Consider the following 23,782-nt stretch of genomic DNA (forward strand, 5'->3'; position numbering starts at 1 on the left):
CAAATTATCTTAAATATACTTAATTTAAGTAATTTTTATATGTAGAAGGGCTGGATAAAATTTCAGATGCTTTTTTAATTTCTAAATTATGTTCTCTGTAGAATTCGTACAAACCTTCCCTGTAAACAAAACGTTTTACTATTTCATCAGTTAATAACGCAAGAATTTCTTCTTTATTTTCGTTAATTGCTAATTCTTTAGAGTTATTAAGCTTGGAAACAAGGGCATTGTAATCGGTTTCAATATTATCATCCAAATCTTCTTTTACAGCTTTTTCTAATACTTTAGAAAGTGCTTTTTCTGTTTCAGTAACAAATGTGAAATCATTTGTTTTTAAGAAGTTTTTAAAGTCATTGAAATCTGCTGTTGTTAATTTAAAATTGTGAATATCTGTATTGGGATGTTTGTAATAATAATCAGTAGCAAAATCAAAAATCAAAAAATCATTTTGAATGGCTTTTGTGATGGCTGAATTTTTAGTTTCTGCTAATGCTTCATCTGGGAAAACACCACCACCATCAAATACTTTTCTACCGTTTTTAGTTTTAAATTCATTGTATCTATCTTTTTCAATGCGCACAGCGTTTCCTTTATCATCACGGTTCCAGTAGTCAAGAGCTTGAATACAACGACCAGATGGAGTATAGTATCTAGAAATAGTAATTTTTAATTGTGTTCCATAGGTAAGAGGCTTTGGCCTTTGTACCAAACCTTTACCAAAGCTTCTAGATCCTACTATAACTGCGCGATCCAAATCTTGAAGTGCGCCAGACACTATTTCACTTGCCGAGGCACTCGTACCATTAATAAGCACAATGAGAGGTATTTCAGTATCTATTGGATCATTTTGTGTGTAATAAGACCGATTGAATTTTTTAACTTTTGATTTGGTTGAAACTACTAGTTGACCTTTAGGAACAAATAGGTTGACAATTTTAACAGCCTCAAGCAAAAGCCCTCCTGGATTACCTCTTAAATCTAGAATAATATTTTCAGCACCTTGAGCTTTTAAGTCTTTTACAGCATATCCTGTTTGAGATGAAGCTTTATTATTAAACTTATCTAAAACAATATAACCGGTTTTATCATCAATCATAGAAAAATGTGGAACAGCATCTATTTCAACTTCAGAACGCATAATGTCTGCGTTGTATTCCTTGCCTTGTCTTAAATACGTAACAGTTACTTTGGTACTAGAAGAGCCTTTTAATAAATCACCAGCATCTTCTTTATAATTTGCCAATACAGTGTTACCTATTTTTATAATTTCATCACCAGCTTTTAAACCTGCTTTGTCTGCAGGATAGTCTTTGTAAGGCTCTATAATCACTAACTTGTCCTTCATAGTCCTTACATTGGCTCCTATGCCAGTATAATCTCCTGTACGTCTTATTTTTTCAGCTTCTACGTCTTGTTCATTGTAAAACTGTGTGTAAGGATCCAAATCGCTCAACATACTTTTAATGGCAGTATCCATGAGCTGGGCTGGGTTTGTATCATCAACATAGTTCATATTGACCTCTTTGTACAAGGTGGTAAATATTTCTATTTGCTTGGCTATTTCAAAAAAATCGTTTTGAAATGCCGTACTGGATATGAATATTATAAGAGCGCAAAAAGGGATAATAATGCGCTTTTTTAGTAGTTTTTTCATCATCAATTACTTTTAGATTCTTTATCTACAAATTTTTCAAACAGTTTATTCATTGGCTGTTCGAGTTCTGCATAAGTAGGTATATGTTTACCAATGTACAAAATCATTAACGCATATTGTGTTGTAATGTTGTTAAAATAATTGGTTTTGTTCAATCGGTAAACCTCACGCATAAGTCGCTTAATCCTATTTCTATCAACAGCTTTTTTAAAGTGTTTTTTTGAAACCGAAACACCAGTTTTTGCAAAGACATTTTCGTTAAAATTGGTTTTTAAATATACTAATCGTAGCGGATATGACGAAACAGACTGTCCATCAGTAAACAGTTGTTCAATGAGTTTTTTGCTTTTAAGCTTATCTTTCTTGGAATAAGTTGCCTTCATTTAATGCTATCTAATTGCGAAAATAGTAATTACAATTCATTGAAAGTCTATTTTCAGTATGACATAAATCATATTTTTTGAAAGCTCTTCACTGTAACTTACATAACTATTATAAGTAAATTTTTTTAGGTATGGGTAATTTAAATGTAACACGATTGATTTCAAAAGAAGAGAAAGCAGCATTTATTCATCAATTAACACGAGATATTGAAGCGCTTGAAATCATGCTAAATAAGGGTTTAATAGAAAAAGAACCCATAAGAATAGGAGCGGAGCAAGAGTTTTGTATCGTAAATAATGATTTTTATCCTAATGACAACTCTATAGCTTTATTGAATGACATAAACGATGAGCATTTTACGACTGAAATTGGTAATTATAATCTTGAAATTAATTCTGATCCGTTAGAATTAAAAGCAGATTGCTTTTCGCAATTGCACAAACAGCTTTCCAAACTTCTTGATAAAGCCAAAATAGTTTGCAATGCGCATAACACTAAAATTATTCTCACAGGTATTTTACCAACCTTATCACTTAAGTATATTTCAGATGATAATATGACTAAAATTCAACGCTATAAAGTGCTGAATGAAGCAATTAAAGATTCAAGAAAACAAGATTTTAGTATTCATATCAAGGGTGTAGATGAGTTGAATTTATTACACAATTCGGTGATGTTAGAGGCTTGTAACACCAGTTTTCAGGCTCATTTACAAATTCATCCTGATCGGTTTATAGATGATTATAATTGGGCTCAAGCCATTGCTGGTCCTGTTTTAGGTATTTGTACCAACTCACCTTTATTATTCGGAAAAGAGCTTTGGAATGAAACACGTATTGCTCTATTTACTCAAAGTGTTGATACACGAGCGAATTCATTTATTTTGAATGAGAAACAGTCTCGTGTAAGCTTTGGAGCTAACTGGGAAACGGGATCTGTTGTAGATATTTTCAGAGATAGTGTTTCACGATTTAGAAGCCTAGTAACCGCAGAGTATGACAAAGATAGTGTTGATATGGTGGAATCTGGTGAGATTCCAAAATTAAAAGCCTTAAGTCTTCACAATGGGACAGTCTATAGGTGGAATCGTGTATGTTATGGTGTGGGAGGAGGAAAACCACATCTTCGTATTGAAAACCGTTATATTCCTTCAGGACCCACGTTAACTGATGAAATTGCCAATATGATGTTTTGGGTTGGTTTGATGCTTGGTAAACCAAAAGCGTTTGAAAACATTCACGAAAAATGGGATTTTAAAGATGTTAAAACTAACTTTTTTAATGCGGCCAGATATGGTATGGGCACTCAATTTATATGGAACGGAGAGTATGTTTCAAGTCAGAATTTATTACTTGATCACTTACTACCTATGGCATATAAAGGCCTGTATAAAGCAGACATTTCACCGAGAGATGCTGAAAAGTATTTAACAATAATTGAAAATCGAATAAAATCTAATTGTGGTTCTCAATGGTTGGTAAAAAGCTACCGAAATTTACAGGAAAACCATAAACCATATACTGCTGCCCAAATTTTGGTAGCTAATTTATACAATAAACAAGAACAAGATTATCCAGTTGGAAGTTGGAGTGTTTTAAATGGTCATGAGTCATTAGGTTTTGAAGCTGAAAAAACTGTTAAGCATCATATGAGTACTAAAATATTCTCGGTTGAGAAAGATGACAGCCTTAAACTGGTTTTAAATATCATGAAATGGAAGAACATTCATCATATGCCAGTGATTAATAATGATTTGAGTTTAGTAGGCTTATTATCCTGGAACGATGTTTCAAGATATATTGATAATGTAAATATTAGCAACATTTCAATTGAAGAGGTTATGCATAAAAACCTTATAACAACTAACGAGTGGATGCCCATATCAGAGGCAAAAGCTCTAATGGATAAACATGAAATACATAGTCTTCCTGTACTTAAAAATGATAAATTAATTGGAATTATAACTTCAAAAGATATATAAATACATGGTTGAGGTTAGTAGTCCAGCACTTAAAGAAATTATAAAAACACATCGTATAATCGGAAAGATTAAAGGCATTATAGATGGCCCTACCGTAGTTTTTTTTGGAGGAATTCATGGAAATGAAACTGCTGGTGTATTTGCCTTAAACCATGTTTTTAATCAAATTAACCCGAAAGATGTTTTAGGGACAATCTTTGCTATAACTGGAAATATTCAAGCCTTAAAACAAAATAAACGCTACATAAACGAAGACTTAAATAGACTCTGGTTTGAAGAACGTATTAATAGTATAAAAAAGAAAACTAATTTAAATTATGAGGAAAAAGAGTTAATTGATTTGTACCATCTCATTCACAACATTATTGAAACTGAATCTGGACCATTTTATTTTATTGATTTTCATACAACCTCTAGTAAAACCATTCCATTTATAACTATAAACGATGCCTTAATAAATAGAAAATTCTCAATGCTTTTTCCGGTACCAATCGTCTTAGGAATTGAGGAGTATCTAGAGGGACCCCTTTTAAGTTATGTTAACCAATTAGGTTATGTTTCTTTAGGTTTTGAATCTGGACAACATAATGACAATGACGCTGTGATAAACAGTCAATCTTTTATTTATTTAGCACTTCTTTTTACAAAGGCTATAAAATCTGATGCAGATTTGGATTTTCAGGCGCATTATAAGCAATTACTTGAGCAATGTCATAATATTCAAGATGCTTTTGAGATAAATTATTTACACCGTATAAAACCAGAAGATAATTTTAAAATGGTTGAAGGTTTTAAGAGTTTTGAAAAAATAAGAAAAGAAACGGTTTTAGCAACTGACGTAAACGGCAAAATCACCCCAAAACAACGTGGTAGAATTTTCATGCCATTATATCAAAAAATTGGTGCAGAAGGCTTTTTTATAATAAAACCTATAAAACCATTCTTCTTAAAATTATCTGAGTTTTTAAGACGTGTAAAATTTGATAATTTTTTAGTGATTTTACCTGGCGTTTCTTGGGAAAGCAAACATAAACAGGTTTTACTTGTGAATCTAAAAATAGCAAGGTTTTTAGCGAAATCGTTTTTTCATTTGTTGGGTTATAGAACTCAAAAAATAGATGCCACACATTTAAGACTCTCAAGCCGAGAATGGGCTTCAAAAAACATAATGTATAAGAATGAAGACTGGTACTAAAAAAAAGCCACTCGTTAAAGTGGCTTTATAGAATATTGTTGAAGTTTTTCTAGCTCCTCATATATTTTGACTCGCCATTTATCTAGCGCTGCTTTAGATTCCCAACCACTATTAGTAGCTTTTCTGAATTCAGATTGATATTCTTTACACGCTCTTAATAAAAAGTTATATTCATATTGATAAGCTGAAAAGCGCTTCTCTTTAGAAATCTTCAATTCATCAAACTTCTGTCTTATTTTTCGAGCATATAATTCTGCGATATCAAATGTTAGTTGTTCATATTCTAATAAGTCAGACTCATAATCAGGATGAAAATGCGATTGATTCATATGAAACTCCGCTACCACAGTCAAATGCTTGTAACCTTGAATATAGTCATTCCTATCAACGATAACTTCTGAAGGATAAAATTCAATTTTGTAGGCCGTAAATGAATAACTATCACTATCATCCCTAGCTTTCTGAAAATCTTCAACTCGAAGTTTATAATCCTCTTGCCATTGGAGCACATTTTCACTATTAACTGTTTTGTCTTGAGAAAAACATGCTTGAGTAGAAAAAATTAATACCAATAAAAAAACTAACCGCACTACTTTTCTAATAAATTGTTCTCACGATTAACATCCGCCATACCTTGTTTAGGGTCTATATTAACTGATTTTACAGTTTTTGATGCTTCAAATGAATAATTAGGATTCGCCCAGGCCCAGTCTGCAATAATGGTTGCTGAAGTTGGCTTCTCACCACGCATCATTTGCAAAGGGATATAATAGTCTTCGGTCGTGCCATCAGTATATGTTACTGTTACATCTAAAGGCATTGGCATTAATCCTATACGCTCTAAATTAATGGTTTTATCTTCAACACTTTTTACACCATAATCAATTGTATTTGTGGTTTGAGTAAAATCTATTAGATACCAATCCAATTCAAAGTCTGTTACCTTTTCAGCAGATCGGATAATATCAATTGGTCTTGGGTGTTTAAAAGCAAAATCATTAAAGTACTTTTTAATGGCTTTTTTAAGGTTTTCCTCACCAATAACATACCCTAATTGAGCTAAAAATACTTCACCTTTACTATAAGCCGAAATACCATAGGCCTGATTAAACTCATAGCGATCAGCGTGCGTAGAAAGCGGTTGTTCCTTACCAGATTTAGCCAGATATAAATAACCTCTATAAGCGTTAACTGTTGGGTTTTCTTTACCTTCATCCATAACTTCATTCATTGCATAATCGCTAATGTAGCTTGTAAACCCTTCGTCCATCCATTCATGTTTTGCTTCATTTGTGGCTAACAGAAATTGAAACCACGTGTGAGCCAACTCATGAGCAGTTACTCCAACCAGACTTCCAAATGAGCGATTACCAGTAATAAGTGTACACATGGCATACTCCATACCGCCATCACCACCTTGAATTACGGAATATTGATCATAAGGGTACTTACCAATATGCTCGCTGAAATACTGCATCAACTCTACTGTTTTTGGTTGAAGCTTTTTCCAACTTTCTTTCTTTTCATCATCCAATGTACTCTTGTAGTAAAAATTGAGCATTGGACCATTTGGAACTTGCATAGTATCGTGAATGTACTCTGGATCTGCAGCCCATGTAAAGTCATGAACTTTAGGCGCTACAAAATGCAATGTTTTTTTATCACCTTTTGTTTTTATATCATCTTGCAAGTATCCAGTCCCTCCAACAACATAATCTTTGTCGATAGTTAGTTTGACATCAAAGTCACCCCAAACACCATGAAATTCACGACCTATATAAGGATCTGCATGCCAGCCTTCAAAATCATATTCAGCTAATTTAGGATACCATTGTGTCATTGATAGTGCCACACCTTCAGCATTATTTCTTCCTGAACGACGAATTTGAATAGGGACTTGCGCATCAAAATCCATATTAAACGTCACAGATTCACCAGACTGAATAGGTTTTGCAAGTTCAACCTCCAGCACTGTTCCAACGGTTTCATATTTTATGGATTTTCCATTTTGCTTTAATGAATTGACCTTGATAAAGCCAATTTCATTGGGTTGTAGTTTACTGATTCTATCTCCTACACGACCATCAGGATCTGCAATGGTTCTCGAACGAATATCCATCTCGCTACCAGGCTGAAAAGCATTAAAATATAAATGGTAGTAAACACGATTTAAAACATCTGGAGAATTGTTGGTATAAACCAAAGTTTGTTTCCCTTTGTATTGATACGACTCCACATCCATATCAATTTCCATTTTATAATCTACATGTTGTTGCCAGTAACAATTATCATTTGAATTTGTTGGGTTTTGCGCAATGGCTTTATTGCTTGTACCACAAGATAGGATAAGCACAAAGCAGGATGCGATTAAGAATAAATTTTTCATTTGATTGAAGTTTAAAAAAAATCCTATCACTTTAGGATAGGATTTTTTAAGATTTTGAATTGTTTTATTTCATTTGGCTTGCCATGATTAATGCGTTGTAAGCATTAACCATTTTAGCTGATTTAGTTAGGTCTCCAAACGGTCTAACATCTTCAGGATTTCCGCCAACAACAACGTTGGTTTTTACAGGTAATCCAGAATCTAAAATAACCTGCTTCACTTGTTCGGCAGATAACTTTGGATAGTATGATCGAATTAATGCAGCTACACCGGCTACTGCAGGAGCAGCCATGGATGTTCCACCCTTTGTATCGTATTCATTTTCTGGAGTTGTAGAATACACTTTGGCTCCTGGAGCAAAAACATCAACATTATACTTTCCATAATTTGAGAATCCTGCAATCATTCCTGAACCGTATTTTGGTTCTAGCGCTCCAACAGTAATAAAGGTTTTTGAAACTTCAGGACCTGTTCCGATAGCATCGTTTGGATACACATCTTTTTTGTCAATATCAATTCCTTCGTTTCCAGCTGCGTTAATGAACAACACATCGTTATCACTAGCATAAGCAATAGCATCACGAACCCAATCACTATGTGGTGAGTAGTACTTCCCAAAACTTCCGTTTATAATTTGAGCGCCATTATCAACAGCGTAACGTATAGCTAGTGCAATATCTTTATCATATTCATCACCATTTGGAACCGCTCTTAAGCTCATTATTTTTACATTATTAGCCACGCCATTTGCGCCCAAACCATTGTTGCGTTCTGCGGCAATAATTCCAGCAACGTGTGTCCCGTGACTTTCACCTTTTTCAGAAGGCATAACGTTGTTGTTTCCATAACCAACATCAGATAAATTATCAGGATCATCACCAGTTGTTCTTCCTTTCAACTCTTTGTTTAAATTGGCATTTAATTGATCAGTATAATACTCAACGCCTCCTTTTATAGCTTTTAATGCAGCATCAGTATTATCAAAACCATTACCATACATGTTTTGAAGCATCGCTTTGGCTTGATTTACTGTAGCGTCGTCCGATTTAATAGCCTCAACATCTTCTTTTGAATAGTCTTCTTTCTTTAAATGTTTTGAAACAGTTTCGTCAGCGCTTTTTACCATTTCATAAATTTGGTCGTAACGTTGTTTATTTGATAAAGCTTCTTGGTATTTCTCTTCGTACTCGGCAACTGCAGCATCATATTGTGGATTATTTTTGTCACCTTTAACGATTATACGAACAAATTCTAACTGCTCATCATAGGTGTCTCCTAAAAAGTTCCAACCATGTATATCATCAACATAACCATTTTTATCATCGTCAATTCCATTTCCTGGAATTTCATCTTCATTGGTCCAGACAACACCATCTAAATCTTCATGTTCGATATCAATACCGGAATCGATAACAGCTACAATTACTGTTTTTCCTTTTTTATCTTTAATAATTTCAGCATAAGCCTTATCAACACTCATTCCAGGGATGGTGTCAGCAACCAGGTCTAGATGTCCCCAATTGTGTTTTTCACTTTCGGTTAGCTCTGTTTCTTTTAACGGGACGTTGTCTATATTTTCAACAGGAGTTGATAATACTGCTGACCCACCACCACAACTTGTTAAGATTATCGCTGTAAAAGCAATAAAAAAGAAGGATTTAATTAATTTCATTGTATAATTTATTTTAGTTAAATATATCATTACAGCTAAAAACTTCGTTTAAACGCACGCCTTTTTCAGTGTTTTTTACTGTAATTATTTCATTATGTGCATCGTGTTCCAAAAATAAGTAATAATTATTATCTGCCGCCATTTTAAGAAACTTTTCTTTCTCGTCCAATGTCAACAACGGTCTTGTGTCATAACCCATTACAAATGGTATTGGTAAATGTCCAGCAGTTGGTAATAAATCGGCCATAAAACATATGATTTTCCCATGGTATTTAATCATAGGAATCATTTGTTTGTCGGTATGTCCATTTGCAAAGAAAATATCAAAACCCAATTTTGAGTTTTGTAATAAATCTAATTCTGGAAGTGATGTGAATTTTAACTGACCACTTTCTTCCATGGGTAAAATATTTTCTTTTAAAAAGGAAGCTTTCTCTCGCTTATTGGGTTTTGTTGCCCATTGCCAATGATCTTGATTACTCCAAAAATGGGCATTTTTGAAAGCAGGCTCATATCCTGTTCGGTCTTTATTCCATTGAATGCTACCACCACAATGATCAAAATGTAAATGAGTCATAAAAACATCAGTAATATCATCTCGATGAAAACCGTATTTCTTAAGCGATTTATCAATAGAATCATCTCCCCAGAGAAAATAATAACCAAAGAACTTTTCACTTTGTTTGTCTCCCATTCCAGTATCAATTAATGTTAATCGATTACCATCTTCAATTAATAAGCAGCGCGCTGCAATATCAATCATATTGTTATTGTCTGCTGGGTTGGTTCTTGTCCAGAGTGATTTTGGTACCACACCAAACATGGCACCACCATCTAGTTTAAAATTACCAGCATTTATAGGGTATAGGTTCATATTTGAATGAAATATTGCTTTGCAAATTACTAAAAGCAACAAACATTATCTGGTGTAAACACCATTAATTAGAGCTTTTTTAACATTTTTAATAAATTTTGTATCTTAATGATATACTTTTATAATAGAAATTTTTGCCAAATGAAATCTACTCCCAAAATAAAAAAAATGAAGTTATTGAGGTTTGGTCGAGACTTCAATCCAGACGAACAGGTTATATTGAGAGATTATTTAGCAATTGAGCGAACCCGTTTAGCTAATGAGCGAACGCTATTGTCTTATATACGATCATCACTGTATTTGCTTTTGGGTGGCATTGCGTTTTTTCAGCTAAAAGAATTTACAAATTTTAAATATTTGGCCATTTTATCATTGATTTTTAGTGGTATTTTTTTTGTAATAGGAATATACCGATTTACCTTACTTAAGAAGAGTCTGAAAAGAGTATACTATAAATCTGAAGAAAAAGCTAAAGAGGTAGATTAATACTACTAATTACGGTCAACAATGGATTTATTTATAACATTTGCTATAATTCTAGTTGGTGTTTTTCTGTTTGTGAAAGACTACTTTTCAATTGATACAACTTCTATACTAATTATGGCAATGTTTATTGTCGCTGGTGTTTTAAGTCCAGAAGAAGGCTTTTCAGGATTTAATCACCCAGCAACCATTACGCTAGGCTGTATTTTTGTAGTTAGTGCAGGCGTTTTTAATTCAGGAATATTAGATGGATTAAGTTATAAAATTATTAAAGTAGCAAAAACACATTACAGTGTTGCGCTCATGGTGTTTTGTTGTATTTCAGGTTTATTTTCAGCGTTTATTAATGATACAGCTGTTGTTGCGTTGTTACTTCCTATTGCTTTAACTGTTTGTAGAGAAACAAATATCAGACCCAGCAGGCTTTTAATACCTATTTCTTTTGCAGCGTTATTTGGTGGCACATGTACCTTAATAGGCACATCTACAAATATTTTAGTAAGTAGTTATGCAAAGAAGCATGGCGTTGAAGAGTTTGGAATGTTTGAATTTAGCGGAGCGGCTTTATGTCTTTTAGCTATTGGATTTACTTATATTTTTATCATTGGTCCTCTGTTATTGCCTAAAAACAGAGGCGAAAACAATGAGCTTACAAAACGAGCAGAGTCATATATAACTGAACTTTTTGTTGAGGAAAACTGTGTTGATATTAATACACTACTAGGAAAATCACAACTTGTAAGTGATTATCATGTTAATGTACTTTCAATTCTTAGAAATGAAGTTTTAAAACACAATTTTAGTTTAGACACAAGAATATTAAAAGGAGATATCTTAAAAATAATTGTCCCTCCCGAAACACTGTCTAGACTTTTAGATTTAGATGGTTATAGCATTAAAGGCTCAAATCGCATGAAGCTTGCTGAAGAAAAATTTAAATCTTTCAATCTTTATGAGGTTATTATTCCTTTTGGATCCAGCTTATCTGGTATGTCTCTAAAAGGAATCAATTTTAGGAATCAATACAATTCTTCAGTGATTGCAATACGTCATAGAGGGCAAAATAAGTATGATAAATTGAGCCATATTTTATTAAAAGAAGGAGACATGCTTCTTATTTTGGGACAAGAAGAGGAAATAAATAATTTAGAATCCAATAAAATCATTGTAAGACTTTCAGAGTATAAGAAGAAAAAAACAAACTATACAAAAGCTATTCCAGCTGTCTTGATAGGTATTGGCGTAGTTTTGGCAGCATCATTAAATATAACATCTATATTGATTAGCGCTATGGTTGGAGCTTTGTTAATGATTATAACTGGAATTTTAAAACCAGTTGAAGCCTATAAAGCTGTTGAATGGAAAGTTATTTTTATGATGGCTGGTGTTTTATCTATGGGAACAGCTCTTGAAAAAGTAGGAGGCGCCACATTAATAGCAAACAACATAAAAGAAACCTTGGGACAATATGATGCTCAAATTACATTGAGCTTAATTTATTTAGTTACTTTTATTTGTACTAATTTAATTTCTAGCAAGGCAACAGCAGCTTTGATGACTCCAATAGTAATTAGTTTATCTGAAGCTATGCAAATTAGTAATCGTCCTTTTTTAGTTGCAGTAATGTTTGCTTGTTCTTTAACATTTATGACACCTATGAGCTATCCTACTAATACAATGGTCTATGCTCCTGGGAATTATAAATTTACTGACTTTCTTAAATTTGGAACTCCGTTAAACATTCTTATTTGGATTGCTGCTACATTTATAATTCCACAATTTTTTCCGTTTTAACAGGAATACTTTGTTATAAGATATGGTTTGTTATTATAAATCATTTTTAAAAAAGTGTCATTTTAAATTTTTATTCCTATTTTTCCCTAAAACTTAATAGCATGATAGAATTAGCAGGTATAATCATTTTAGGAATTTTAGCGCAATGGTTTGCATGGCGATTAAAAATCCCTGCAATTTTACCTCTAATCCTTATTGGACTTTTGGTTGGTCCAATAGCTGCTGAATTTTTAAGTGAAGACGGGACGAAATGGATTGAACCTATTTGGAACGGTAAAAAAGGTCTTTTTCCAGGTGATGGTTTATACTATTTTGTGTCATTAGCCATTAGTGTGATTTTATTTGAAGGAGGATTAACACTCAAGAGAGATGAAATCAGGAATGTCGCTCCATCTATTACAAAGCTTATAACACTTGGATCTATTATTACGTTTTTTGGAGGAGCAATTGCCGCGCATTACATATTTTATCTAAGCTGGGAAGTTTGTTTTTTATTTTCAGCATTGATTATAGTTACAGGACCAACAGTTATAACACCTATTTTAAGGAATATTCCTTTAAAAAAAGATGTTTCAGCAGTTTTAAAATGGGAAGGAATCTTAATAGATCCTATTGGTGCTTTAGTAGCAGTATTGGTATTTGAATTTATAAGTGTAGGAGGTGATAGCGGTTTTACTAAAACGGCTTTTATTGAGTTTGGTAAGATTATATTATTCGGTACAACGTTTGGCTTCACATTTGCTCACGCCTTAAAATTTGTGATTAATAAAAATTTGATTCCTCATTATTTATTAAATGTTGTATCGCTTTCAACAGTTTTATTGGTGTTTGTAGAGTCGGATATATTTGCTCATGAGTCAGGCCTGTTGGCTGTTGTTGTTATGGGAATGGTTTTAGGTAACAGTAATCTTCAAAACCGAAAAGAACTTCTTTACTTTAAAGAATCTTTAAGTGTACTTCTCATATCTATTTTGTTTATTTTACTAGCTGCAAATATTAGCGTTGAAGATTTATTGCTATTATATAATTGGAATACTGCTGTATTGTTTGCCATTGTTGTTTTTGTAATAAGACCACTTGCGGTTTTTTTGAGTACTGCAGGTTCTAAACTTAAATCAAATGAAAAGGTATTTATTAGTTGGGTTGGTCCAAGAGGTATTGTAGCAGCGGGTATTGCTTCATTATTTGGAACAAAGCTTATTAAACAAGGTGTGGAAGGCGCTGAATATATTACGCCTTTGGTGTTTATGATTGTTTTAGGAACAGTTCTTTTAAATGCAACGACGGCTAGAATGGTAGCGCGAGCTTTAGGTGTTTTCTTAACAAAAAGCGAAGGTATTTTAATTGTTGGGGCTTCAAAATTTGCTCGGATAATTGGCAATTATTTAGAGTCTAATCAAAGACACGTTGTATTAATTGATAACAATCAATCAAATATTGATGCAGCTCATGAACTAGGGCTTGAAGCTTTAAATGTTAATATATATTCAGAAACTTTAACAGATAACATTGAGTTGAATGATGTTGGATATCTTATGGCAATGACTGCCAATGCTGATATTAACAAATACACTATAAATAAATTTAGTAAACAGTTTGGTGAAAATGGTAGTTTTAGATTGGTAACACGTGAGGAAATGCAGAATAACGAAAACAGTCCTAAAGAGGGCTTATTTTCACATACAGACGATTATGTAAGAATAACGGAAGTCACTAGAAAATATCCTTTAATTCATGAAATACCAGTCAAGGATAAAGCGCATTATGACGAACTTATAGAAATCACGAATAAAAATAACGATATGATTCCTCTTTTTGTAAAAGATGAAGAGGGTGAGCTGCATATCATTTCTTCATACAGTAAAGAAACCGATAAAATAAATAATAAATGTCAGTTGGTTTATTTAGGCAAAGCATTAGATATCAAAACAGAATCTAAAGCTCAAGAAGAAACTTAATCATTAAGCTTCAGTACAGCCATAAATGCTTGTTGCGGAATTTCCACATTTCCTACTTGACGCATTTTCTTTTTACCTTTTTTCTGTTTTTCAAGAAGTTTACGCTTTCTAGAAATATCTCCACCGTAACATTTTGCAGTAACATCTTTACGTAAAGCCTTTATGGTTTCACGAGCAATAATTTTAGCGCCAATGGCAGCTTGGATTGGGATATCAAATTGCTGTCTAGGTATTAACTCTCGAAGTTTTTCTGTTATCTTTTTACCAATATTATATGCATTATCAGCATGAATTAGAGCTGACAAAGCATCAACAGGTTGAGAATTTAAAAGAATATCCACACGAACTAATTTTGAAGATCGCATTCCAATAGGTGAATAATCAAAAGAGGCATAGCCTTTAGAAACCGTTTTCAGTCTATCATAAAAGTCGAATACAATTTCAGCTAGAGGCATATCAAAGGATAGTTCAACACGTTCCGTTGTTAAATACGTTTGATTAGTAATTACACCGCGCTTATCAATACAAAGCGACATGACATTACCAACAAAATCAGATTTTGTGATAATAGTAGCTTTTATGTATGGTTCTTCAACACGATTTAATGTTGAAGGCTCTGGTAAATCACTAGGGTTATTAACTATAATAATTTCATCTGGATTTTTATTTGTAAAGGCGTGATATGACACGTTAGGAACTGTTGTAATAACAGTCATATCAAACTCACGTTCCAATCGTTCTTGAATAATTTCCAAGTGCAACATCCCTAAAAATCCACAACGAAATCCAAATCCTAAAGCTGCAGAACTTTCTGGTTGAAATACTAAAGACGCGTCATTTAATTGCAATTTTTCCATTGAAGCACGCAAGTCTTCATAATCTTCGGTATCAACAGGATATATTCCAGCGAAAACCATTGGTTTTACATCTTCAAATCCGCTAATTGCATTTTTAGTTGGGTCTTTAGCATCAGTAATGGTATCACCAACTTTCACTTCTTTTGCTTCTTTTATACCAGTAATTAAATAACCTACATCACCAGCTTTTATTTCTTGTTTTGGAAGTTGTTTTAGTTTGAGTGTCCCAACTTCATCAGCAAAATAATTTTTATTGGTCGCAATAAATTTAATTTGCTGTCCTTTTTTAATAGAGCCGTTAATGACTCTAAAATATGTCTCTACACCACGAAATGGATTATAAACAGAATCAAATATCAGTGCTTGAAGCGGCTCATCAACATTACCTTTTGGGGCAGGAATACGCTCTATGATTGCAGAAAGAATTTCTTCTATACCAACACCAGTTTTAGCACTTGCAGGAATAATTTCATCACGATGACAACCTAATAAATCAACAATATCGTCTTTAACCTCTTCAGGGTTAGCACTTGGTAAATCGATTTTATTGAGAACAGGGATAATTTCTAAATCGTTTTCTAAAGCTAAATATAAATTTGAAATAGTTTGCGCCTGAATACTTTGAGCAGCATCTACAATAAGTAAAGCACCTTCACAAGCCGCTATAGATCGAGACACTTCATAAGAAAAATCCACATGACCTGGCGTATCAATTAAGTTTAAAACAAACTGTTCTCCTTTATAAACATAATCCATTTGGATGGCGTGAGATTTTATGGTAATACCACGTTCACGTTCCAAATCCATATTATCTAATAACTGATTTTGTTTCTCACGCTCGGTTACTGAACCTGTAAAATCCAATAAGCGATCAGCAAGAGTACTTTTTCCATGATCAATATGCGCAATAATGCAAAAATTTCTAATGTGCTTCATAACCTCTAATCTAGCATAACAAAACTAGTTTGCAAATATAATTGTTTTATTATGCTTTAAATATTTATACTAACAATATTGCAACACAAATTTCATTTACTGTAAAACCGTAAACAAAAGTTTAAAACAATTTTTATATTGCAATTCCAAAAGAACTCAATGAATCTTAAAATAAAACGTGTAGTACTGTTATTAAGTATTTTAACCTCTGGGTTTATATTCGGGCAAGATTTATCCGTTTCAGGTTTTATTAGTGATGTAGATGACAACCCTATTTCTTTTGCAAATATTGTGCTACTTTCAACCGCAGATTCTACTGCAATAAAAGGAACCACATCAAATGATAAGGGTTTTTTTCTAATCGAGAACGTTACGCCAAACAACTATCTTTTACAAACAAGTTTTATAGGATTCAAGCCAAATTACCAACTTATCAGTGTTGATGATTTAAGTGTAGAAGTAGGTAATGTAATACTGGAAGAATCAGCCGAAGCACTTGATGAAATATCTATAATTGCCAAAAAACCAACGGTAAAAAAAGATGCGGATAGATTGGTTTTTAATGTCGAAAATACAGCATTAAGCGAGGGCAATGTTATGGAAGTAGTAAGAAATACACCAGGCGTTTTGGTTTTAGATGGTTCCATTTCGGTAAAAAATACCAAACCTACAGTATATATTAACGACAGAAAGGTACAGCTCTCTAATGCTGAACTGATGAATTTATTGGAAGGATCGCCTGCGAGCAGTATAAAATCTGTTGAAGTTATAACAAACCCTGGAGCAAAATACGATGCTTCTGATGGTATTGTAATCAACATCGTGATGGGAAAAAACCTTGTAACAGGTTATCGAGGAACTGTTTTTGCAAATTACACCCAAGGGTTTTACCCTAGATACAATGCAGGTATTACTAATTATTACAAAAACAATAAAATAAATGTTTTTGCCAGTTATAGTTATAATAATGAAAAAATAGGACGCCTAAATGATGAGCAAGTAAATTTTATAAATGATAGTGATGCTATTTATGAACGTTGGGATTCAGATTTTGATAGAACTACCAAATCACAAACGCATACTATAAACACTAATTTTGACTATTTTATTAATGACAATAATACCTTAAGTTTCTCTTCTAACTTACTATTTCTACCAAAGTTTGATTATGTTACAAACGGTCAAACCAATGTTTTTGACCAGAATTACAGTGGGCTTTATAATTTTGATAATGTAAATAACACCAATGACAATAAATATAATTTGGGTTTTGATCTAGATTATGTTAGTAATTTTGATAGTGGAAGCAGTTTATCACTAAACATACACCTAACGACCTATGATTACAATAGAGATCAAAAGGTTAACAGTAATTATTATTTTTCAGATAACAGTTTGAATTTTTCTAATGCTTTTGAAACGGTTTCTAAACAAAACACTCTAATTAACACAGCTCAAGTTGATTACAGCTTGCCTCTTTCAGAAAGCAATAGCTCCTTTTCTTTTGGTGCCAAAAGTTCTTTTGTGAATACAGATAGTGAAATTAATCAGTTTGATATTGAAAACGGAAATCTAGTTTTTGATTCTAATAATTCTAATGCGTTTGATTATAAAGAAAGTGTATTTGCTGCCTATAGCTCATTTGAAAAGAGTTGGGAAAAGTTTGATTTAAGTATAGGTCTTCGCGTTGAGCAATCAAATATTGAAGGAAAGTCCTTAATTACAAATAATACTCTTACACAAGATTACTTTAATTGGTTCCCAATTGCCAGTTTAAGTTATCAAGCCTCTGAAAAAGTAAGTTTATATACTAACTATAAGCGCAGTATTCAAAGACCAGACTATCAATCTTTAAATCCCTTTAAATTCTTTTTGAACGACAATACTATTGTGACGGGAAACCCTAACTTACAACCAGCGTTAACGGATTTTGTTGAAATAGGCACTTCATTAAATGGTAATATTTATGTCCAAGCTTATTTTAAAGACACCGAATCAAACTTTATGGAATTGCCATTACAGGATAACGATAATAATTTATTGATTTATACACCAACAAATCTAGAAAACACTACAGAGTATGGGTTTGATTTTATAACATTTTTTGATTTAACCTCAAGGTGGAATGTTTATTTTGTAACGTCTGTTTACAATTTGAAGGAACAAGCCATTCTTAATGAAAGTCTTTTAAATAGGAATATGTGGTCAAATTATTCAGAATTGAGTAATTCCCTTTCCTTATTGAAAGACAACAGTTTATCTGTTACCCTTTCCCTTGTGTACATAAGTAAAAATCAACAAGGCTTTCAAACTGTTGACGCACAACTTTACAGTGATTTAGCTTTAAAAAAGACTATTTTTAACAAACACGGTGTGCTAACTTTATCTGCGGGTGATTTGTTTAACCAACAAGACTATAGTGTTAGAACAAAATATTTAAGACAAGATAACTATCGATTCATGAATATTGATAACCGATTTGTAAAACTAGGCTTTAGCTACAAATTTGGTAATACGGGTCTTGAAACGAACCAAAGAACCAAAGAGAAAAACGAGCGTGACCGTTTAGAAAAATCTGGAAACTAATCTTGCCATTCAGCAATAAATAAATTAGTGTCGCGTCCACCTCCATTATTTCTATTTGATGAAAAGATTAATTTCTTTCCATCGTTTGAAAAAACAGGAAACGCATCAAACGTATCGCTATGTGTAACACGTTCTAAATTTTTTCCATCAATATCAATCAGGTATAAATTAAATGGGAATCCGCGTTCAGATTCAAAATTTGAAGAGAATAAAATCTTTTCACCACTAGGGTGAAAAAACGGACTCCAATTGGCATTTCCTAAATCGGTAAGTTGGCGCAAATCACTACCATCTGCATTACAAATATAAAGCTCCATTTGTGTTGGCTGTACAAGACCTTCCGACAAAAGATCTTGATATTCTTTTATAGCTTCTTTAGTTTTTGGACGTGATGAACGGAAGATAATTTTGGTTCCGTCAGGCGAAAAGAAAGCTCCGCCATCATAACCTAATTCAAAAGTAATTTGCTTAACATCACTGCCATCAAGATTCATAGTGTATAATTCTAAATCACCACTTCTATCTGAAGTAAAAACTATTTTATCGCCTTTAGGAGAAACAGTTGGCTCAGCATCATAGCCCTTTTCGTTGGTTAATTGAGCTGTAATGTTGCCTTCCAAATCAGCTACAAAAATATCATAGGTGTCATAAATTGGCCAGATATATTTACCGTTTTTACGTAATGGTGTCTCTGGACATTCTTCTCCACCCAAGTGTGTTGAAGCATAAATAATATGTTCATTGTCAGGTAAAAAATAAGCACAAGTTGTACGGCCTTTACCCGTGCTTATCATTGGTGGTATGTTGTCTTTAAACGTTTCATCAACATTCATTAAAAACATTTGATCGCAATTTACATTCCAAGCTTTGTTATTTGATTGAAAAACCAGTTGCTTATCATCAAAACTCCAATAAGCTTCAGCATTATCACCACCAAAAGTAATTTGTTTAATGGACTTAAAATTTGTCTCTTCAGGATATATTAAAGAGTCAACCCATTTTGTAGCACCAGAATCAGCATCAGTAGCTTGGTTTTTATCCGTTTTACATGAAATGGTTATGAGTAAGATGAAGATGTAAATATAACTTTTCATTGTGTTGACAATATATAAATGTGGCAATTATTGCTTAATTTCGCCAAAAATAAGATTATTAAAATGAAGAAAATATCGCTACTAGTTCTTTTTATAACGCTACTAGGTTGTAAAAATGAGCATACCTATGAGAATAAAATAAAGAAAGATGTTATGTTTTTATCCGATGATAAGCTTGAGGGAAGAGAAACAGGAACAGATGGCGAACTCAAGGCTGCAGAGTATATTTCGCAGCGATATGCTGAAATAGGCATCGAACCTAAAGGTACTGAAGGATATTATCAAACATTTAGTTTCAAACCCACAAATGATCCTCATGGCGAAGTAGCATTTACAAACATTGCTGAAGATGGTACAGTAACAGGAACCAATGTAGTTGGATATATTAATAATAATGCAAAAAACACTGTTGTTATTGGTGCGCATTATGACCATTTAGGGTATGGAGGTGATGGCTCATTATATAAGGGTGAAAAAGCTATCCATAATGGCGCTGATGACAATGCCAGTGGTGTAGCTGTTATGTTAGATTTAGCAGGAAAACTGAAAGATGTAAATACATCAAACAATTATCTTTTGATAGCTTTTTCTGGTGAAGAAATGGGCTTATTAGGCTCAAACTATTTCGTAAAAAACCCAACTATTGACACTAAAGCGGTAAGCTATATGATTAACATGGATATGGTTGGTCGTTTAAAGCAGGACAGTACATTGGCAGTTTACGGAACGGGAACTTCGCCAATTTTTAAGCAGGTTTTAAACTCGCACAACGATAACTTTAAACTTATAGAAAAAGAATCTGGGGTTGGTCCAAGTGATCATACGTCATTTTATTTAGCAGACATTCCAGTATTACATTTTTTTACAGGTCAGCATGAAGACTACCATAAACCAGGAGATGATTTTGATAAGCTTAACTACAAAGGAATGGCAACCATTTCAAGCTATATTTTTGAAATTATCTCTGATTTAAATGATAATGGAAAATTAGCCTTTAGAAAAACTAAAAATGAAAGTGAAGAGACACCACGCTTTAAAGTAGGTTTAGGTGTTGTTCCAGATTACCTATACGACGGAACAGGTATGCGTATAGATGGCATTAGTGAAGATAAACCAGCTCAAAAAGCAGGTCTACAAAAAGGGGATGTCGTTGTAAAACTTGGCGATAGTACTGTGACAGATATGATGAGCTATATGCGAGCGCTATCTGCGTTTGAACCAGGTGATTCCACCGTAGTTAGTGTTGAACGAAAAAAAGACATATTAGACTTTAATTTAATTTTCAAATAATTGGTAAAAATAGGCGACATAGAACTTCCAGATTTCCCTTTGCTATTAGCACCAATGGAAGATGTTAGTGATCCACCTTTTCGTGCGTTGTGCAAAGAGCAAGGTGCAGATGTGGTCTACACAGAATTTGTTTCTAGTGAAGGTCTTATTCGTAATGCGGCTAAAAGTGTTATGAAATTAGACATTTATGAAAAGGAACGCCCAGTTGGCATTCAAATTTTTGGTGCTAACCTAGACAGCATGTTGCAGACCATTGATATTGTTGAAAAGTCCAACCCAGACATTATCGATATCAACTTTGGTTGTCCTGTTAAAAAGGTAGTAAGCAAAGGTGCTGGAGCAGGTATTCTAAAAGACATTTGCTTAATGGAAAGCTTAACAGCAGAAATGGTTAAGCGTACAAATTTACCAGTCACTGTTAAAACACGTTTAGGCTGGGATCATGATTCCATAAAAATTGTTGAGGTTGCTGAACGTTTACAAGATGTAGGCTGTAAAGCTATTTCTATTCATGGTCGTACGCGTGCTCAAATGTACAAGGGTCAAGCCGATTGGAAACCTATTGCAGAAGTTAAAAACAATCCTAGAATGCACATTCCAGTATTTGGAAATGGCGATGTAGACTCACCTGAACGCGCTATGGAAATGCGTGATAGTTACGGGTTGGATGGTTGCATGATAGGTCGTGCCACTATTGGCAACCCTTGGTTTTTTAAACAAGTCAAGCATTATTTTAAAACCGGAGAGCATCTTGCGCCTATTTCGTTAGGGGAACGTGTTGAAGCTGCTAGACGTCATTTACAAATGTCAATTGATTGGAAGGGTGAAAAATTAGGTGTGTTTGAAACCAGACGTCATTACACAAATTATTTCAAAGGTATTCCAAACTTCAAGGAATATAGAATGCGTATGGTTACAAGTGATGATTCAAAAGATGTATTTAAAGCTTTTGATGATGTTCTTAAAAACTTTTCAGATTATCAATTTGCCTAATTAGAAACTAGGTTTCTAGTGATTCTTGACGAAGCAATTTTAGCAGCACCAATTCCTAAAATAGAAATGGTAACATAAACAAGAAGAATATTCTCAATTTTAATTGACATCGGGTAAGGTAAAGAAGCTGTTAGCATAACCAAACCAAAAGTTTCCTGCAACCAAACCAAAATCAACCCTAAAATCAACCCAATTAATCCACCAAATAAAGTCATTAAACTTCCCTGAAGAAAGAAAATTCTCCTAATGTCTTTTAATGTTGCTCCTAAGTTGTAAAGAGTATGCAAGGTTTTTTTCTTATCAAGTATCATCATGATAATAGAACCAATGACATTGAACAGCGCAATGATTAGGATTAGAGTGAATATTAAATAAACCGCTAAATTTTCAGTATTTAGCATTTTATGTAAAGCATCATTGAGTTGAGACTTGTTTTTTAAAATAATTTTATCACCTAAAACTTTCTGAATTGAAGTTCTTATTTCCTCTTCATCAAAACCATCACGAAGTTTAAATTCTAATGCAGAAATTTGATTAGCTTCATAATTTGTTAAATGTTGAGCCATTTCAATCGGGACATATATGTATTTCTCATTTAAAGCTTCGTTAACATCAAATATGCCAACATTTACTGCTCTCACAGAATTGAAAGCTTGTTCAATTGAAGAAATTTGGCCTTTACCAGGCTTTGGAACATATAAGTTGACAGCTTTACCATAGTCTAAAACGCCTATTGATAAACGGTTGGCTATTCCCCAGCCAGTAACAACTTGATTTGTTTTTTCCGAAAACCAACTTCCTAAAGGAACAATAGAGTCAACAGCATGTATGTTGGCATAGTTAGAATCAACCCCTTTTATGAAAGCGTTATGATTTCTGCCTTCAAAAGAAATAAAAACACGCTCTTCGACAATTTTCGCAAATGAAACAACATCAGGAATATTTTCAAGATCTTTCAGTTCAGAATCACTTATGTAGAATGATTTCCCTTGATAAGGTTCTGCCTTTAAGTCAGGATCTATAATCGAAGTAAATTGCAGCGTAAAATCTTTGAGGCCAGCAAAACCAGAGAGTACAATAAAAAGCGATAAAGCGCCAATGATAACACTTATTGCAGCAATAATTGTGATGAAATTAATAGCATTGTTAGAGCTTTTTGAAAGCAGGTATCGTTTTGCTATATATAACGAGAAGTTCAATTAAGACTTTTTACGTTTATCTAAAAGATTAGGATCAGAAATAGGGTTATCACTGCCTTTTAAAGATTTTTCAATTTTGTCAATGTACTCCAAAGAATCATCAACAAAAAACTCCAATTGAGGCATGCGTCTTAACTGGTTTTTTGTGCGTTGAGCCAACTCATGCTTAATTAAAGGCGCATTAGATCGAATGCCTAGAATAAGTTCTTTAGCTTTATTATTTGGGAAAATACTTAAATAGACTTTCGCCACAGATAAATCTACGGTAACTTTTACTTTAGAAACAGAAATCAGTATACCTTGCATGCCACCTTGAGTAGCTGCTTTTTGTAATATATCTACAAGGTCACGTTGTAAAACCGAAGCTATTTTCTTTTGTCTTTGACTTTCTTCCATGATGCAAAAATAACGCATATTTGAAGATTATCTTACTTTTGCAATCAAAA

The 23,782-nt window shown here is 33.2% G+C and carries 18 protein-coding genes; 8 read left to right on the forward strand and 10 right to left on the reverse strand.

Annotation, left to right across the window (positions count from 1 at the left end; all coding sequences use genetic code 11):
* Positions 1 to 19: 19 nt before the first annotated feature.
* Both HGK31_RS03160 and rnpA read right to left on the reverse strand, forming a co-directional pair.
* Entirely contained in the window at positions 20 to 1,654 is a 1,635-nt protein-coding gene (locus HGK31_RS03160; RefSeq protein ID WP_191858895.1) for a S41 family peptidase, read from the reverse strand.
* 2 nt (positions 1,655 to 1,656) lie between these two features.
* Positions 1,657 to 2,037, reverse strand: a complete 381-nt coding sequence (gene rnpA / locus HGK31_RS03165) for a ribonuclease P protein component (protein ID WP_104735131.1) — start codon at positions 2,035 to 2,037, stop codon at positions 1,657 to 1,659.
* 131 nt (positions 2,038 to 2,168) lie between these two features.
* Here rnpA and HGK31_RS03170 point away from each other — a divergent pair, with 131 nt between their 5' ends.
* Both HGK31_RS03170 and HGK31_RS03175 read left to right on the forward strand, forming a co-directional pair.
* On the forward strand, positions 2,169 to 4,019 hold the full coding sequence (locus HGK31_RS03170; protein WP_191858450.1) for a CBS domain-containing protein: 1,851 nt from the start codon (positions 2,169 to 2,171) through the stop codon (positions 4,017 to 4,019).
* A 4-nt stretch (positions 4,020 to 4,023) separates the two neighbouring features.
* On the forward strand, positions 4,024 to 5,214 hold the full coding sequence (locus tag HGK31_RS03175; protein ID WP_191858451.1) for a succinylglutamate desuccinylase/aspartoacylase family protein: 1,191 nt from the start codon (positions 4,024 to 4,026) through the stop codon (positions 5,212 to 5,214).
* Between the two features lie 14 nt (positions 5,215 to 5,228).
* Here HGK31_RS03175 and HGK31_RS03180 read toward each other — a convergent pair whose 3' ends face one another.
* From HGK31_RS03180 to HGK31_RS03195, 4 genes are all read right to left on the reverse strand, one after another.
* The gene (locus HGK31_RS03180) at positions 5,229 to 5,804 is read right to left on the reverse strand and encodes a hypothetical protein (protein WP_191858452.1); all 576 of its coding nucleotides are present in this window, start codon (positions 5,802 to 5,804) and stop codon (positions 5,229 to 5,231) included.
* Positions 5,804 to 7,600, reverse strand: coding sequence for a M1 family metallopeptidase (locus HGK31_RS03185; RefSeq protein WP_191858453.1), 1,797 nt, complete (start codon positions 7,598 to 7,600; stop codon positions 5,804 to 5,806). The genes HGK31_RS03180 and HGK31_RS03185 overlap by 1 nt, the downstream gene beginning before the upstream one ends.
* Positions 7,601 to 7,664: 64 nt before the next feature.
* A complete protein-coding gene (locus tag HGK31_RS03190) occupies positions 7,665 to 9,272 on the reverse strand; it encodes a S8 family peptidase (protein ID WP_191858454.1) in 1,608 nt (535 codons plus the stop codon).
* A 13-nt stretch (positions 9,273 to 9,285) separates the two neighbouring features.
* Entirely contained in the window at positions 9,286 to 10,146 is an 861-nt protein-coding gene (locus HGK31_RS03195) for an MBL fold metallo-hydrolase (RefSeq protein ID WP_191858455.1), read from the reverse strand.
* 168 nt (positions 10,147 to 10,314) lie between these two features.
* Here HGK31_RS03195 and HGK31_RS03200 point away from each other — a divergent pair, with 168 nt between their 5' ends.
* The 3 genes from HGK31_RS03200 to HGK31_RS03210 all read left to right on the forward strand — a co-directional run bounded on the left by HGK31_RS03200 (position 10,315) and on the right by HGK31_RS03210 (position 14,381).
* Entirely contained in the window at positions 10,315 to 10,632 is a 318-nt protein-coding gene (locus tag HGK31_RS03200) for a DUF202 domain-containing protein (protein WP_104735136.1), read from the forward strand.
* Between the two features lie 21 nt (positions 10,633 to 10,653).
* A complete protein-coding gene (locus HGK31_RS03205) occupies positions 10,654 to 12,423 on the forward strand; it encodes an SLC13 family permease (protein WP_191858456.1) in 1,770 nt (589 codons plus the stop codon).
* Positions 12,424 to 12,524: 101 nt separating this feature from the next.
* Complete coding sequence (locus HGK31_RS03210) at positions 12,525 to 14,381, forward strand: cation:proton antiporter (protein ID WP_191858457.1); 1,857 nt, start codon at positions 12,525 to 12,527, stop codon at positions 14,379 to 14,381.
* Here HGK31_RS03210 and lepA read toward each other — a convergent pair.
* Positions 14,378 to 16,174, reverse strand: a complete 1,797-nt coding sequence (gene lepA / locus HGK31_RS03215) for a translation elongation factor 4 (RefSeq protein ID WP_191858458.1) — start codon at positions 16,172 to 16,174, stop codon at positions 14,378 to 14,380. The genes HGK31_RS03210 and lepA overlap by 4 nt on opposite strands.
* 159 nt (positions 16,175 to 16,333) lie before the next feature.
* Between lepA and HGK31_RS03220 the strand changes: the two genes are divergently transcribed.
* Positions 16,334 to 18,760 carry an outer membrane beta-barrel family protein gene (locus tag HGK31_RS03220; RefSeq protein ID WP_191858459.1) on the forward strand — a complete coding sequence of 809 codons (2,427 nt, stop codon included), beginning with the start codon at positions 16,334 to 16,336 and terminating at the stop codon, positions 18,758 to 18,760.
* On the opposite strand, the gene HGK31_RS03225 is transcribed toward HGK31_RS03220, so the two are convergent.
* A complete protein-coding gene (locus HGK31_RS03225; protein WP_191858460.1) occupies positions 18,757 to 19,854 on the reverse strand; it encodes a TolB family protein in 1,098 nt (365 codons plus the stop codon). The genes HGK31_RS03220 and HGK31_RS03225 overlap by 4 nt on opposite strands.
* 63 nt (positions 19,855 to 19,917) lie before the next feature.
* Here HGK31_RS03225 and HGK31_RS03230 point away from each other — a divergent pair, with 63 nt between their 5' ends.
* Together HGK31_RS03230 and dusB are read left to right on the forward strand one after the other, a co-directional pair.
* On the forward strand, positions 19,918 to 21,144 hold the full coding sequence (locus HGK31_RS03230) for a M28 family peptidase (protein WP_191858461.1): 1,227 nt from the start codon (positions 19,918 to 19,920) through the stop codon (positions 21,142 to 21,144).
* Complete coding sequence (gene dusB / locus HGK31_RS03235) at positions 21,145 to 22,137, forward strand: tRNA dihydrouridine synthase DusB (RefSeq protein WP_191858462.1); 993 nt, start codon at positions 21,145 to 21,147, stop codon at positions 22,135 to 22,137.
* Here the strand turns inward: dusB and HGK31_RS03240 are convergent.
* Positions 22,134 to 23,336 (reverse strand): ABC transporter permease, encoded by a 1,203-nt coding sequence (locus HGK31_RS03240; RefSeq protein WP_191858463.1) that lies wholly within the window; start codon positions 23,334 to 23,336, stop codon positions 22,134 to 22,136. The two genes, dusB and HGK31_RS03240, sit on opposite strands and share 4 nt — an antisense overlap.
* Positions 23,337 to 23,732 (reverse strand): 30S ribosome-binding factor RbfA, encoded by a 396-nt coding sequence (rbfA, locus tag HGK31_RS03245; RefSeq protein WP_104735144.1) that lies wholly within the window; start codon positions 23,730 to 23,732, stop codon positions 23,337 to 23,339.
* Between the last annotated feature and the right edge of the window lie 50 nt (positions 23,733 to 23,782).

The sequence above is a fragment of the Hanstruepera ponticola genome (assembly GCF_012931685.1).
Taxonomy (GTDB): Bacteria; Bacteroidota; Bacteroidia; order Flavobacteriales; family Flavobacteriaceae; genus Hanstruepera; species Hanstruepera ponticola.